Annotated in this window: 14 protein-coding genes and 1 tRNA gene; 11 read left to right on the forward strand and 4 right to left on the reverse strand. The window is 37.8% G+C overall.

The window, feature by feature from the left end:
* The 4 genes from DCS32_RS08900 to DCS32_RS08915 all read right to left on the reverse strand — a co-directional run bounded on the left by DCS32_RS08900 (nt 1) and on the right by DCS32_RS08915 (nt 5453).
* The gene (locus DCS32_RS08900) at nt 1-3216 is read right to left on the reverse strand and encodes a SusC/RagA family TonB-linked outer membrane protein (RefSeq protein WP_108877952.1); all 3216 of its coding nucleotides are present in this window, start codon (nt 3214-3216) and stop codon (nt 1-3) included.
* Nucleotides 3217-3282: 66 nt separating this feature from the next.
* A complete protein-coding gene (locus tag DCS32_RS08905; protein WP_162533623.1) occupies nt 3283-3891 on the reverse strand; it encodes a DUF2064 domain-containing protein in 609 nt (202 codons plus the stop codon).
* 91 nt (nt 3892-3982) lie between these two features.
* Nucleotides 3983-5038, reverse strand: a complete 1056-nt coding sequence (gene arsS, locus DCS32_RS08910; protein WP_108877954.1) for an arsenosugar biosynthesis radical SAM (seleno)protein ArsS — start codon at nt 5036-5038, stop codon at nt 3983-3985.
* A 79-nt stretch (nt 5039-5117) separates the two neighbouring features.
* Nucleotides 5118-5453, reverse strand: a complete 336-nt coding sequence (locus DCS32_RS08915) for an arsenosugar biosynthesis-associated peroxidase-like protein (protein ID WP_013750118.1) — start codon at nt 5451-5453, stop codon at nt 5118-5120.
* A 259-nt stretch (nt 5454-5712) separates the two neighbouring features.
* On the opposite strand from DCS32_RS08915, the gene DCS32_RS08920 reads away from it, so the two are divergent.
* The 11 genes from DCS32_RS08920 to DCS32_RS08970 all read left to right on the forward strand — a co-directional run bounded on the left by DCS32_RS08920 (nt 5713) and on the right by DCS32_RS08970 (nt 15103).
* On the forward strand, nt 5713-6585 hold the full coding sequence (locus DCS32_RS08920; protein WP_239057587.1) for an aldose epimerase family protein: 873 nt from the start codon (nt 5713-5715) through the stop codon (nt 6583-6585).
* A gap of 178 nt (nt 6586-6763) precedes the next feature.
* Nucleotides 6764-6836, forward strand: a tRNA-Phe gene (locus tag DCS32_RS08925).
* Between the two features lie 230 nt (nt 6837-7066).
* On the forward strand, nt 7067-7825 hold the full coding sequence (locus tag DCS32_RS08930; protein ID WP_108877956.1) for a hypothetical protein: 759 nt from the start codon (nt 7067-7069) through the stop codon (nt 7823-7825).
* A 149-nt stretch (nt 7826-7974) separates the two neighbouring features.
* On the forward strand, nt 7975-8823 hold the full coding sequence (locus DCS32_RS08935) for an alpha/beta hydrolase (RefSeq protein ID WP_108877957.1): 849 nt from the start codon (nt 7975-7977) through the stop codon (nt 8821-8823).
* 19 nt (nt 8824-8842) lie between these two features.
* Nucleotides 8843-9619, forward strand: coding sequence for a zinc-dependent peptidase (locus DCS32_RS08940; RefSeq protein ID WP_204161768.1), 777 nt, complete (start codon nt 8843-8845; stop codon nt 9617-9619).
* 63 nt (nt 9620-9682) lie between these two features.
* The gene (locus tag DCS32_RS08945) at nt 9683-10408 is read left to right on the forward strand and encodes a type III pantothenate kinase (protein ID WP_108877958.1); all 726 of its coding nucleotides are present in this window, start codon (nt 9683-9685) and stop codon (nt 10406-10408) included.
* Nucleotides 10401-11648: a hypothetical protein gene (locus DCS32_RS08950; protein ID WP_108877959.1), complete on the forward strand. Its 1248-nt coding sequence runs from the start codon at nt 10401-10403 to the stop codon at nt 11646-11648. Before DCS32_RS08945 ends, DCS32_RS08950 begins: the two co-directional genes overlap by 8 nt.
* A 17-nt stretch (nt 11649-11665) precedes the next feature.
* On the forward strand, nt 11666-13045 hold the full coding sequence (locus tag DCS32_RS08955; protein ID WP_108877960.1) for a hypothetical protein: 1380 nt from the start codon (nt 11666-11668) through the stop codon (nt 13043-13045).
* Nucleotides 13045-13614, forward strand: a complete 570-nt coding sequence (gene lptC / locus DCS32_RS08960) for an LPS export ABC transporter periplasmic protein LptC (RefSeq protein WP_108877961.1) — start codon at nt 13045-13047, stop codon at nt 13612-13614. The genes DCS32_RS08955 and lptC overlap by 1 nt, the downstream gene beginning before the upstream one ends.
* Nucleotides 13611-13805, forward strand: coding sequence for a hypothetical protein (locus tag DCS32_RS08965; protein WP_108877962.1), 195 nt, complete (start codon nt 13611-13613; stop codon nt 13803-13805). Before lptC ends, DCS32_RS08965 begins: the two co-directional genes overlap by 4 nt.
* Nucleotides 13805-15103 carry a hemolysin family protein gene (locus DCS32_RS08970; protein ID WP_108877963.1) on the forward strand — a complete coding sequence of 433 codons (1299 nt, stop codon included), beginning with the start codon at nt 13805-13807 and terminating at the stop codon, nt 15101-15103. Before DCS32_RS08965 ends, DCS32_RS08970 begins: the two co-directional genes overlap by 1 nt.
* Nucleotides 15104-15132: the final 29 nt, after the last annotated feature.

Here is a 15132-nt window from a genome sequence, read left to right on the forward strand (position 1 = left end):
TTAAAAGTTAAATCCTGCCTTAAATCCGAAGCTTCTTGTTGTGGCATAGCTCAAATCTTCTACACCGCTCACAAATCCTTGTCCCTGTACTGCGAGTTGCTCAGGGTCAAAATGTGGATTTTCTGTGATGGCAAAAAGATTGCGTCCTATAAGTGAAAGGTTGACGTCTACACCTTCCTTAAGACCGATAAATCCGTCTTTGAGCTTGAATGAATATCCTATAGAAAACTGACGAAGTTTTAAGAACGAGGCGTCATAAATGTTGTTTTCTTCGTGATTGCGGTCATAAAACTGGCGGTAGTAACTCTCTGCCGAAACCGCCGTGGTGTTTGGAACAAAATTTGGATTTGCCGCAGTACCTGTGTTTACAACTCCTTGTGCTATAATTCCCTCTTCTGGGCGGAAGGCTGTTTCTGCTAGTTGGCCTCCTACATTACCTAGTGCTCGCGTTCTTGAGACAATATCTCCACCTTGACGCCAGTCAAATAAGAAAGAGGCACTCCACTGCTTGTAGCGGAAATCATTGTTCCACCCTAGATTAAAATCTGCTGTGTAGTTTCCTATTTTCTTGAGGTTGTTATCTGCAATAAAGCGACCGTTATTATCAATGATAAAATCACCATCGTCATTACGTAGGTAACCTGTTCCATAAATATCGCCAACTTCCCCGCCTTCTTCTACTTGAAAAAATACGGTTTGGTTTGCGCTGTCATAAATACGGCTAAAGGCAAGCGTAAGACGACCATCAGATTGTGGTAAACTTTCAACTACAGACTTGTTGGTGCTGAAGTTAAAGGTCGTGTTCCATGTAAAGTTTTCATTTACGATAGGAGTAATGCCTGCAATTACCTCGATACCCGAAGTGCGCACCTCACCACCATTTACTACCTGCTGATTAAAGCCAGAAGAAATAGCAATAGGTAAGGAGATGATCTGATCTTTGGTAAGCGCGTTGTAGTACGTGAAGTCTACATTAAACCTGTCTTTAAAGAAACGTATGTCTGTACCTATCTCGTACGATGTAGTTTGCTCTGGTTTAAGGTTTGCATTAGGGATAAAGTTTTGTGCACTAAAAGTAGGCTGCCCTTCAAAAGGAGTTTGTGCGATAAAAGCTCCAGAAGTTTGGAAAGGATTAGTATCATTACCCACCTGAGCAACACTTGCTCTTAATTGTAAATAGCTTACTGCTTCTGGAAGTTCCCACACATTAGATCCTATAAAACTCAAACTAGCCGAAGGATAGAAAAACGAAGTATTATCTGCACTAAAAGGTGTTGCCAGTGCACTTGACCAGTCATTACGTCCAGTAACATCTAAATATAAAAAGTTCTTGTAACCCAGTTTTGCCACTCCGTAAAAAGAGTTGATACGCTTTTCAGATTCAAATTGGAATGCTTCTATAGGTGATGCGGCATTATTAAGGTTAAAAATACCTGGTTGTGCAAGGTTTGTAGTCTGCACCTGTTTTGTAGAAGCTACTTGTGATAAACGATTACCTCCAAGACTTACATCTAGCGAGAAGTCGCCAAATTTATTGTCATAGTTAAGTAAGAAGTCTGTATTGATCTCACGATAAAAAACATCGTGCTCCGCATAGCCACCATTCTGGAAACGGTTAGAACTAAAGTTTCTTAAAAACTGTCGTTTCTCACTACTGTAGTCCATCCCTGTACGTATGGTAAGGTCAAGATTTTTGGCGAGCGTTTGTGTAAGGGCTATGTTTCCAAAAACGCGATCACGGTTAAAAGAGTTTCTGTTTTCTTCTAAGATAAAAAACGGATTATCAAAGAAGGTGTAGTTAAAAGAATACTGCTGTACGCCTTCTAAACCTGGCTGCCAGTAATCACGTAGGCTGTCTATATTAAGAGAACGAGGTCCCCAGGCTACGAGCGAGTAATTTACATTCTCACTTCCATAGCCGTTTGATGGGCGGTTATCACTGCCAGAATTTACATAACTAATGCTCGCCTTAATTTTAGTTTTGTCTGTTGGCTTAAAGTTGAGCTTTGTCGCGATAGTCTGTCTATCTAAATTAACACCAGGTATGATAGACTCACTACGTAAATCTGTAAACGATATACGGAAATCACCTTGGTCAAATCCGCTAGAGACAGATACATTATTTATGGTGGTTACACCAGTTTCATAAAAGTCTTTTAGGTTGTCTGGGTTTGATCTAAATTCAGTAGGAGTAATGGCAAGTCCATTGTATAAAGCTGTATCTCCACCACGTACAATCGTCCCATCTGGAAGCGTCACCGGACTATCAAATTGCGAAATTAAATTTCCAGCATCTAGTCTAGGTCCCCAAGAATACGTGATGTTATCTGAGATTCCTGCTCCAAGACCATCTACATACTCAAAAACGCCTCCTTGACCTTGTCCATACTCGTTTTGAAAATCGGGAAGTTGGAAAGCACTGTCAAAAAAGATAGAAGAGTTAATGCTTATACCAAGTCCTTTTTTCTTACTACCATCTTTTGTTTCAATAACAATGACTCCGTTTGATGCACGCGTACCATATAATGCAGCAGCACTTGGGCCTTTAAGTACAGAAACAGAAGCTATGTCATCTGGGTTTACTTCCATTGCGCCGTTCCCAAAATCTACTTCTTGAAAACCTGCGGCAGCTTCATTCGTGAAGTTAAAAACAGTGTTATTATTAATAGGTACTCCATCTACCACAAAAAGCGGATTGTTATTAGAAAAAGAAGCTTCTCCACGTATGCTTATACGTGATGAAGATCCTACGCCGGTTGCACCTTGAGTGATAGTAACACCAGCAAGCTTACCAGAAAGGTTGTCTAGAAAGTTTACAGACTTAACCTCGTCTATAGCTTCTGAGTTTATGGTCTGTACCGTGTATCCTAGCTCTCTTGTGTTGCGTTTTACGCCGAGCGCGGTTACAACAATCTCATTTAATCCCTCAAAAGAATTTTCTAGTGAGATATCGATTGTTGTTTGCGAATTAACTGCAACTGACTGTGTGGTAAACCCTAAAGCAGAAAACTTCAGTCTGTCGTTTAGTGAGGTTGTTGTGATGGTGTAAAAACCATTTTCGTCTGTAATAGTTCCTTGAGTTGTGCCCTCTAGAATAACGTTTACAAATGGTATTGTAGTGTTATCTTCAGCGCTTGTAACAGTTCCGGTAACGGTAGTTTGAGCATACAAACTTGCTGTAAAAAGCAAGAGTATACTAAGATAAAATGATTTCATCTGAGTGTATTAGTTGATAATTAAGAAAATCTAAGAATAACTGTAAGCTGTTGTAGCTTACAAGATTTAAATACTAACTAATGATGGTGACCCTTTATTAAAGTGGCTTTTGGTGAGCGACTCAAAGAATCGGTTTGTAGTGTGGTAATCAAGAGAAATACCTTGATTTACTATGTTTTGTATAAGTTGTAATACTCTTTTTGATAATGTCGAAGAAGCCTCTTTAAGCATCTGCTGTAAATCTGCAAATGTGTCAAGATCTGAAAGGGTCTCAAGGAGGTAAAGGTTTGTACGCTTTCGCGAAAGCGTATCAGAAATAATAGCGCCAAGTTTACTAGACTGCCACGGTAGATTTTTAAACTGCTCCGGCTTAAAATGGTTCTTTTTAATCCCCATTAGATAACAACCGCCATCTGTACTTGGGCCAATAACAAGCGCAGATTGTTTGAGCTTTTCTTGTGCTAAAAGAATATGCCCCGCCGAAAGGTGCGGAGTGTCATTACCGATGGTTATAACTTGGTCATAACCACTGTCAAAAACAGCTGTAAGTGCGTTTGTAAAACGCTCGCCAAAGGTGTTTCCTACCTGCTCATTTTCAGAAAAAATAACATAGGGAATTCCCGTCTTGCGTACCGTAGCGATAGTTTGCCTATTGAGCTCCTTAAATAAAGCCACAGACTGCCCGAGCTTCTTGCGAGAAGCTTCGGTTGTTGCTGTTTGAGCAAATATGAGTATGGCGGTTTTTGGTGTCGTGATTCTCTACGTATTAAGCAACGGTTCCTTGACAACTACTTCCTGCACCTGCAGTACAACCATAACAATGCTGAGAGATCATAATGTTACGATCATTAAGTAAATCTTCATTATAATCTTTTATGTGCTTTACACTACTCGCGACTGGCAATTCTAGCATTTGATTAAAATCACAATCAAATAAATAACCATCCCAGCTTATTGAAATTGTGTTTTTACACATCACATTCTCTACTGCGGCAGGGTTATATGCCTCTACGAGTTGATACATATAATCCTCATAGTTTTCTGATGCGATGAGGTAGTCTAAAAATCGTGCTATAGGTAAGTTTGTGATTGCAAAAAGGTTGTGGAACTGGATATTAAAATCCTCCATAAGTCCTTTTTTAAAGTCCTTTTCCATACTCGCTTGGTCTCCCGGTAAGAAAGCTCCAGATGGATTGTAAACTAAGTCAAGTCTTAAGTCACTGCCTGGCATACCATAGCCACGCTCGTTAAGCTCTTGTAATGCTTTGATAGATTTATCAAAAACACCGTCTCCACGTTGTTTGTCTGTCTTTCCACGTGTCCAGTGTGGCATAGATGAGATGACGTGTACGTTGTGCTTTTTAAAGAAATCTGGTAGGTCGTAGTACTTTTTATTTGCACGTATAATAGTAAGGTTAGAACGCACAATAAAGTCTTTAATCCCCGCCTTACTCGCTTCTTCTACAAAACGTCTAAAATGCGGATTCATCTCTGGTGCACCACCAGTAAGATCTAGCGTGTGAGCTCCTGTGTTGCGTATCACTTCTAGACATTGCTCCATAGTCTCCCAAGTCATAATCTCCTTGCGATCTGGGCCAGCATCTACGTGGCAGTGATCACACACTTGATTACACATATACCCCACGTTTATTTGGAGTATTTCTAGTTTGTTAGGGCGTAACGGTAGCTGGTTGGTCTCCTTTATTTTCTTAGCAAACGTAGGTAGTTCGTCTTTAAAAATACCATTAGATAAAATTTCTATCTGCTTGTTTGCTTGTGCGAGTTCGCTACCTTCTTTCTTGAGTGATTTTGTTGCTGACATTTAAAAATGTTTGTCGTTTGTAGTGTTGATTTCTTTTGGTTGGAAATCTGTATGAGTACGCTTTCGCGAAAGCGTAAAACTACCCGTCTAGTTTATTTACTTTATTCATCATCATCACGCCGTGTACGAGGGTCGCACCACTTTTTATAGCGGCACCTACGTGTACAGCCTCCATCATCTCTTCCTTAGTAATTCCTTTCTGTAGGCCGTCTTTAGTATATGCATCTATACAATATGGGCACTGCTCTGTGTGGGCAACAGCAAGCGCGATAAGGGATTTCTCACGCGCGGTGAGTGCTCCCTCTTCAAAAACTTTACCGTAGTAGTCAAAAAACTTAGTTCCTAGCTCTTCACTCCACTCCGTGATTTTTCCGAATTTTCTTAAATCTTTTGGGTCGTAATATTGATCTGCCATAATAACATTGTTGTGTAAACACACGAATATACCTTTAATCGTAACCACTCCCTATTACTTACGTAGAAAATTAGATTCAAGTTTTGATGTCTTGAAATTCTAGCTGTACATTAGCATAGGAACCATTGATATGACTATAACTAAAACGACTTTTGGCTTTACAGGTGAGGGCGAAGAAATTTTTAAATTTATTTTAGAAAACTCTCTCGGATTGCGTGTTGAGTTACTCACGTAAGGAGCAACTATCCAGAAACTTTTTATTCCCAATGGAGATGGAGGGGCAGTAGATGTAGTTTTAGGTTTTGATACTTTACAGGAGTATGAGGCTGCACATCCGTATGTAGGGAGTTTTATAGGGCGCAATGCAAACAGACTTAAAAAAGAGGTGGTTATTGCAGGTGAAAAAATAGCGTTAGCAGTAAATGAAGGAGAGAACCAACTTCACGGAGGTGTTAAAGGTTTTGATAAACATGTCTGGGGTGCAGCAATAAGAGATGAAAGCTTAGAGCTTTCTCTAGATAGTGAAGATGGTGATCAAGGTTTTCCAGGTAATTTGAAAGTTAAAATTACTTTTAAGCTTGTGGGCCTACGACTAGAAATGCAATTAAGTGCTACTACAGATCAGCCAACTATCGCAAACTTCACTAGGCATGATTATTTTAACTTGTGTAGTGGAGTAAAGAATGCTGTTGTAGATCATAAGTTGCAAATACATGGCGCTTCGTATACTGAGCTGGATGGCAATATGATAACTACTGGTCGCTTATTGCTGGTTGCGGGCACTCCATATGATTTTACTGAAGTGAGAGCCGTGGGAGATGCTGATGAAGGTTTTGATTTAAATTATGTTTTAGATAAAACCTCTTATAAACTCAGGTTAGCAGCTCAGGTGTGGGCTCCAGATAGCGATATTACTTTGAAAGTGTATTGCACGCAACCAGGATTACAATTTTTTAGTGCAAAATCTATTATGCTTGCTAGTGGTAAAAAAGACTATTTGGCCGTAGAAAGTCCGGGATTGTGCTTAGAGCCACAATATTTTCCAAATTCTCCATCCCATTCACATTTTCCTTCAACAATCGTTTTACCATCCGAAGTGTATGAAGAACAGATAGTTTATGATTTTGAATGAGCTTTACTTGATTATGGGCGTGAAATTATTTTCAAAAAAAATGAATTTTATTTGAAAAAATACTTGCCAGAGTTCAGAAAGGTTTTATATTTGCAACCGCTTACGAAAGCTACTAGAGGTTATCCTAATAATAATTAGAATACTCGAGAAACAAACGTAAGTAACCTAAAAATATTTAGGTGCCTTAGCTCAGTTGGTAGAGCAATGGACTGAAAATCCATGTGTCCCTGGTTCGATTCCTGGAGGCACCACTAAAAACCCGATCTTTTGATCGGGTTTTTTGTTTTTAGATAAGTTTGAGATTTAATTGGTATTTGAGAGATATTGCGTACTTTTTTATGCGCTATGTAAAATCGTTTATAATCTTTCAGCGACCATAAGATAAATAGCTTTTGCCTCGAAAAAGTTTTTGAATGCAAAAAAAATCATCTAATTAATAAACTTATTAAAATTGAGTAGGAAAAGTTATAGTAAAGAGGGTATGAAGTATGATTACTTTGTTGTCGAGGGCTTTTCTCATGGGACCGTCTACTCAAACACAAAATTCATCAACTGCTGGTCTCAAATCAGAGGAGGAGATACCTATAAAAGAGTGAAATATTTAAAGAGTTGGTATTCTTGCGGTGGTTTCGCTTTGCCTCAATCTGTGAAAGATTTATTTTGGACTCCTAATTATTTGGATGTACCTTCTAATTTTAAAATAATAGATAACCAGCTCTATCTCAATATCTCTAGAAAAGTTAAAGAATTCAATTTTTATCTAGACCCTATCGAAGCTCCATTAAAAGTAGATGACTTAACAGATTTAGACTTAGTAAAAATTAAGCGACATTTTTACTTTAAGATGTCGATTACAAAAAACTTTAAAATATTCGACGATTATGATGAGAGATATAAGGGAGGTAGGATATATGGTTCTTCATATAGAATAGGCTGGCTTCACCGAAAATTTATATGTATGAGTCTGGTGGATGGTCAATTGATAGAGTTTATAAATCTTGGGGACATGTTACAGCCATACAGGGAGGGGCTAATAAAAAACCCAGATAGCTTTGTAGATCCTAGTTATTACGAAGATCTTATATGGACGGTTTTTCAAAACAAGAGCCTAAGTATTCTAGAGCGTAAAGCATACATAATTGAAGGTTTTGAATCTCCAAAAAACTTTTATGAAAGAAATTCGGAGCACTTTGTTGATCCTTATGATGATGTTTTTTCAATGTATGCGAAATTGGATTGACTTTTAGAATTTGAAGGTCTGCTTGGTTACACACAAGAAAGATGTAAGTATATCTCATCCTTCTCACGTATTGTGACAATTATAATATTTACTTACCAAATGCTTAACACGCATTCATAATATTCTAAAGTAGCTTCGCATTAAAAAATATGCGTCTATATATCTATATAACAATTGCAATCCTAAGTGTAACAATGTTGAGCTGTTCAAGTGCTAAACATAAAAACATCTCTTACCTAGGAGCGGAAACTATAACTACTAGTCAAGCGAAAAATCTGGCAGCTCCTACACTCAATATTTATGAGCCTTCTAGAGATAATAAGAAAGTTCCTGTAATTATCTATGTACACGGAGGTAACTGGAATCAAGGTAAAAAAGAAATATACTGGTGGTTAGGTCGCAATTTTGCTCAAAAAGATATTCTTGCTGTATTGCCAGGATACACCTTAAGTCCTAATGCTACTTATGATGATCAAGCTGCTCAAATCGCAAAAGCAATAGCGTGGACAAAGGAAAACGCGGCTCAATATGGTGGGGATCCCAATAAGATTTTTGTGACGGGACATTCGGCTGGCGGGCACCTTGTGGCACTAGCGGTAATGAATCCTAAGTATAATATTAATCAAGAAGATATTTCTGGAATCATTCTCAACGATGCTGCGGGGCTTGATATGTATCATTACTTGAGCGAGAACCCTCCAAGTGTGAGTGATAATTACAATACCACATGGACGACTAACCCTGAGCTGTGGAAAGATGCATCACCTATATACTTCATAAATGATAAAACGCCACCTATACTCAGTTATGTAGGCAGTAAAACATACCCATCTATTACGGTAGCAAATAATCGCTTCAAGGAAGAGCTTATTAAATTTCAACCAGATGCACGCAGGATCACGCTAGACAAAAAGCATGTTCCTATGATTACTCAATATATTTTTGGTTCAAATAATAGGTATGATGAGATTATACAATTTATGAGCGAGCAAGAGTAGGATGATGTATTTTTAGCAAATGATTTTATTTATAGCTGGTGCAGCTCTTTTTATTTTTATGGGTTATGGTCTTTTTACGCTTTCGCGAAAGCGTACCCCACAACAATTTCCTGCAGTATGGGATGAGATATTGAGTGATGAGGTGTTGTTTTACCAGAAATTAACTCCAGAAAAGCAAGCGTTTTTTAAAAAGAGAATGATGGCTTTTCTAGCAGAGGTAAATGTGGAAGCTGTTCAATTTGAGCTTACAGATAGAGATAAGGTTTTTGTCGCTGCGAGTGCGGTGATTCCCATATTTAACTTTGGAGACTGGCACTACAATAATCTTGACACGGTGTTAATATATCCAGATTACTTTAATGCAGAATTGGAGTTTCACTCAGAAGGGGAAGATAGAATCATAGGTGGTATGGTAGGTTCTGGGCAGTTTGAGAATCACATGATTTTATCGCGTAAGGCACTAGTGTTTGGATTTACAAATAAAACTGACAAAGGGAATACTGCGGTTCATGAATTTGTGCATCTGCTAGATATGATGGATGGGGAGACAGATGGTATACCAGAATTTTTATTGGGAAAAGAAAATATAGCTCCTTGGTTAGATCTTATGTATAAGGAGATGGATGCTATAAATAATGATAAGTCAGATATAAGGAAATACGGAGGTACTAGCGAGATAGAATTCTTTGCTGTGGCCTCTGAGTATTTCTTTGAACGTCCAGCATTGTTTAAAAGAAAGCACCCAGAACTTTATAAAATGCTAGAACTCTGTTTTGTGACACATGTTTCGGCTTAGTTTTATCATTCCCTTAACACCACGAGTACTTTGCTTTTGTATTTTTGAAGCTTACTATTATTTATGCAGCTTATTATTGATGTAGGGAATACGAGGGTCAAAACGGCTGTTTTTAATGGCGATGTGTTACAGGCTTGGCACCACTTCCTTCTTGAAGATTTTATAGAGGAAGTTGGAGAATTTGCAGGCTTGTATCCTATTAATAAAGCGATCATATCTTCTGTAGGGAGGCTTTCTAAAGAGCAGGCGCAATCTGTGCAGCTGCGATTTCCTACAATTATTCTTAGTCATAAAACTCCGCTTCCATTTAAAAACGATTACGGTACTCCGCACACACTTGGTGTGGATAGGATTGCGCTGGTTTCCGCTTTCGCGAAAGCGTATCCTAAAAAAAATGGACTCATAATAGATGCAGGTACCTGTATTACCTATGATTTTATTACTGCAGAAGGCTCTTATAAAGGAGGGGCGATATCACCAGGATTGCGATTGCGATATGAAACTCTAAACAATCTCACGGCAAATTTACCACTGCTCGAAAAGCAGATGCCAGAGAGTATTGTGGGGAAAAGTACTCATGAAGCAATACACTCCGGCGTTGTGCAAGGGGTTTTACTTGAAATTGATGGGGCAATAAATCATTATAAAGAGCATTATAATGTAGAAACCGTAATAATAACAGGGGGTGATGCCGAATTCTTGGCAAAACGATTAAAAAATAGCATCTTTGCGCACTCAAAATTTTTGTTAGAGGGCCTCAATTATATCTTAACATATCAGAATGATTAAAAAAATTTTTATAGTAGCAGTGTTGATGATGGCCTTCAAGGGTCTTGCACAAGAGGGAGCTACGACATCTCCATATTCATTTTACGGAGTAGGCTTACAACAGTTTAAAGGTACTGTTGAAAATAAATCTATGGGAGGCATACAGTCTTATAGTGATAGTTTGCACTTGAATTTATTAAATCCTGCCTCATTAGGTAAGCTGCGATATACAACTTTTACTGTGGGTGGTAATCACCAAGAGGTTACAGCAAAAGATGCTTTTACAGAAGAGGGTTCTTCAAAATCTACATTTGATTACCTAGCAATAGGTTTTCCAGTATCTAAAAAAGTAGGCGTGAGTTTTGGACTTATGCCATATACAACCGTAGGGTACAGATTTGATGACAGTGATGAGAATATTGTAAACGCCTTTAGTGGTCGTGGAGGTATAAACAGAGCATTTCTATCTGCTGGATATACAGTGGCGCCAGGTTTAACTGTAGGTGCTAGTGCAAATTATAACTTTGGAAATATTCAAAATGAGGCATTGAGATCTCAAGAGGGGGTGGAGCTTGCTACTCGTGAGAGTAATCGTAGTGATTTTTCTGGTTTTACATTTGATCTTGCAGCTCAGTATGAACGTATGGTATCAGATAAGCTACAACTTACTTCTTCTATAAAGTATTCGCCTTCTACAAATATAGGTACAGAAAACTCACGTCAAGTGGCTTCTGTAATCTTCAATAGCACTGGTATAAGTGCAGATGTAGATGCAGAGCAAATTGATGTGCAGGATACAGATTTTGATTTCCCTTCTACTTTGACGTTAGGATTAGGAATAGGAGGTGTAAATAAGTGGTTTGTAGGTGCAGAATATACATCTCAAAAATCGAGTAATTTTAGTAATAGAACATTTACACTGGATGATGTAGCTTTTGAAGATGCTAGCCAGATGCGTATAGGAGGTTTTTATATTCCTAAATACAACTCTGTTACAAGTTACTGGGATCGTATTACTTACCGAGCTGGATTCAGATATGAAGAGAGCGGTATTGTAGTGTCTAACGAGGATATAAACGAGTTTGGCATATCTTTTGGAGTAGGACTACCTACAGGACGTAGAATAAGTAATTTTAATCTTATGTTTGAGATGGGTCAGCGAGGAACGACAAGTTCAGGTCTTATTCAAGAGAACTTTATTAATGTAGGAATAAGCTTATCAGTAAACGACTTATGGTTCGTCCAGAGTAAATTTAATTAATTGAAAAACCCAACACTATGAAAACTAAATTAACCACACTTTTTGTAGCTATAGTAATGACAGTAGGATTTACTGCTCAAGCTCAAATAAGTGAAGAATGTATGACCACAGGTTCTATATTCAACGAAGCTGCAAAAGTTAAGAACTGGGATGCTGCGAGAGCACCATTTGCAAAACTTAGAAAAGATTGTCCTAACTGGTCACTTGCATTATACCAGTATGGTGAGAAATTATTAAAAGCAGATCTTAAAGCCGCAAGCGGTGAGCAAGAGAAAGCAGTAGCTCAAGATTTAATTTTATTACTACAGCAAAGAGAGCAGTATTTCCCAGGAAAAACTGATAAAGGTGAAAACGCTGCAGATCAAGCTCAGATAATGTTTGATAGCAAGATAGGAACTAAGAAGTCTCAGTTTGATGCATTTCAAAAAGCATTTCAACTAGACGCAGCTTCTATATCAAGTGCAAAAAGCATCTATACTCGTTTTAAACTAGCTGTAGATTTATACAAAGAAGGAGAGCAAATTCCATTACAAGATGTTTTTGATCTTTATGATGATACGCAAAGTAAATTAGGAAAAGAAGCAACTGTTCTTGATTCTAAGCTACAAGCTCTTTTAGATAAAGAAGAGGCTGGTACAGCGCTTAGTGCAAAGGAGAAAAGAAGAGTAAAAGGTTATGAAACTAACCTAAAAGCTTTTGGAATCTTTGGAGGAAGTACTGATGGGGCAATGGGAGCATTAGGTAACTGTGAGAACTTAGTACCACTTTACCAAAAAGATTTTGAGTCAATGAAAAATGACAAGGAATGGATTAAGAAAGCTGCTGGACGTCTTGCAGGTAAAGATTGTACTGATACAGATTTGTTTAAGCAAATGGTTGAAAACTTACACAGACTTGAGCCTTCTGCAAAATCTGCAAAGTACTTAGGTATCTTGGCTGGAAACAGAGGAGATACAGCTGCAGAGTCTAGATATTATCAAGAAGCTATTGATCTTGAAACAGATCCAAAAGAAAGAGCAAGCGCTTATTACAGACTTGCACTTCAAGCTAAAAAGGCTGGAAGCTACGGTAAGGCAAGAGGTTTATTTAATAAAGCATTGTCTGAGGATGGTACTTTAGGACAAGCTTACTTGAATATTGCTGCAATGTATGCAGCAAGTGCAAATAACTGTGGAGAAAATGCTTTCGATAAAAGAGCAGTATACTGGTTAGCTGCGAGTACTGCAGAAAGAGCTGGACGTGTAAGTCCATCACTAGCAGGAACTGCAAACAAAACGGCTGCAAGTTATAGAGGAATAGCTCCTAGTAAGGCTGATATATTCCAATCTGGTAAAGCAGGTCAAACTATCAAGATAGGATGTTGGATTGGATCAAGTGTAAGAGTTCCAGGTAACTAATGTATCTACTACATAGAAATATATTAAAATTCTTAGTCACGGCTTTTGCCGTGACTTTGTTTTTAAGTTGTGGTGATAAAGGAGAGGAGATACGTAAAATGAGTATCAAGTCTGACGGACCTGTGACAGAAGGAAGAGGTATCAACTTAAAATATACAGACTCTGGAAAGGTGACGGCTCATCTCAAGACACCATATATAAAGAATTATGCAAATTCTCCTTTTCCATATGAGGAGTTTCCAGAAGGGGTAGAGGTTGTTTTTATAGATGATGATAAAGAGAATGTGATTACCTCAGATTATGCAATACGTTATAAATACACAAATCTCATAGATTTGCAACAAAACGTAACGCTTGTAACTAGTGACTCTGTTACGCTTAAGGCAGAGCAGTTGTATTGGGATCAAACTAATAACTGGATTTTTACAGATCAACCTTATACCATTATAACAAAAGATGGCTCCCGCAATGATGGAGACCTTTTTGATTCTAATGAAGACTTTACAAATTTTGTATCTTTAAACAACGTAAGTAAACAATACGTTAAAGAAAATAAAGAAGACTTATGATGCGATATATAAAATACACGGAGTACGTTTATATCATAGTGGCAATCCTAGCAGGATATAAGGTGGTGACACTTTGGGGTGAAGATCAATCTAAAGCTTATTTCTTTTTATTTTGTCTTGCAGTAAGTGTAGGTATGTATTTCTTTAGACGTCACTTTCGTAAGAAATTTGAAAACAGGAAAAACTCTTAATGGGCAGCTTTGAAGTCCAGATAATTGTCGTTTGTTGCTCATTAATATTATCTGCATTCTTCTCAGGAATGGAGATTGCATACATTTCGGCAAACAAAATCCATATTGAAATAGAAAAAAAACAGAATGATTTTCTTTCTATTGTATTAACTCGTCTTACTGCGAGACCTTCAAAGTTTATCGCAACCATGTTGCTGGGTAATAATATTGCTTTGGTGGTATATGGTTATTTTATGGGAGCACTCTTACAAGGGTGGCTTGAGGGTTTGCCTTTCGGCGAAAATTTGACGTGGTTAGCTACATTCGTCCAAGAATTCAGTCTATTGAGTCAGACTATTATTTCTACCATTGTCATTCTAATTACTGCAGAATTTTTACCCAAAGTATTTTTTCAGATTTATGCAAACAAGCTGTTGAAGTTTTTTGCTATACCTGCCTATATTTTCTATCTGCTGTTTTATTTTTTAAGTGCTTTTATAATCTGGGTTTCAGACTTAGTACTTAAATATTTGTTTAAAACAGATGGAGATGAGGTGCAGCTAGCTTTCACGAAAGTGGAATTAGGAAATTATATTTCTGAGCAAATGGAATCTGTAAATGATCAAGATGATGTAGATACAGAAATTCAGATATTTCAAAATGCACTAGAATTTTCTGAGGTGAAGTCCAGAGAGGTAATGCTTCCTCGTACAGAAATTATTGCGGTTGATGAGCGTACTACGCCAGCAGCGATCAATAAAATATTTATTGATACTGGGCTGTCTAAGATATTAGTCTACAAAGACACAATAGATGATATTATAGGGTATGTGCACTCTTTTGAGTTATTTAAGAAACCTAAAACGATAAGTAGTGTTCTCATGCCTGTGGTGTATGTGCCAGAAACAATGCTTGTGAAAGATGTGTTGAATATGCTTACTAAGAAGCGCAAGAGTATTTGTGTGGTTATTGATGAGTATGGTGGTACGAGTGGCATGATGACCGTAGAAGATATTGTAGAAGAGCTTTTTGGAGAGATAGAGGATGAGCATGATACGGCAGAGCTTATTGAGGAGCAGCTAGGAGAAGATCATTACAAACTTTCTGCTAGGCATGAGGTAGATTACCTCAATGAAATGTATAAATTAAACCTTCCAGAGAGCGAAAACTATGAGACTTTAGGAGGTTTAGTAGTGAGCCACGCAGAGGAAATACCACAAGAAGGAGAGAACATAGAGATAGACGGAATAATCTTTCATATCCTAGAGACTTCAAATACAAAAATCGAACTCTTGGAAGTCCGTATTTCTAAAGACTAAATTGGCTTATTTTTTTATTTTTTATTATG

This window comes from Dokdonia sp. Dokd-P16, assembly GCF_003095655.1.
In the GTDB taxonomy this organism is placed as follows: domain Bacteria; phylum Bacteroidota; class Bacteroidia; order Flavobacteriales; family Flavobacteriaceae; genus Dokdonia.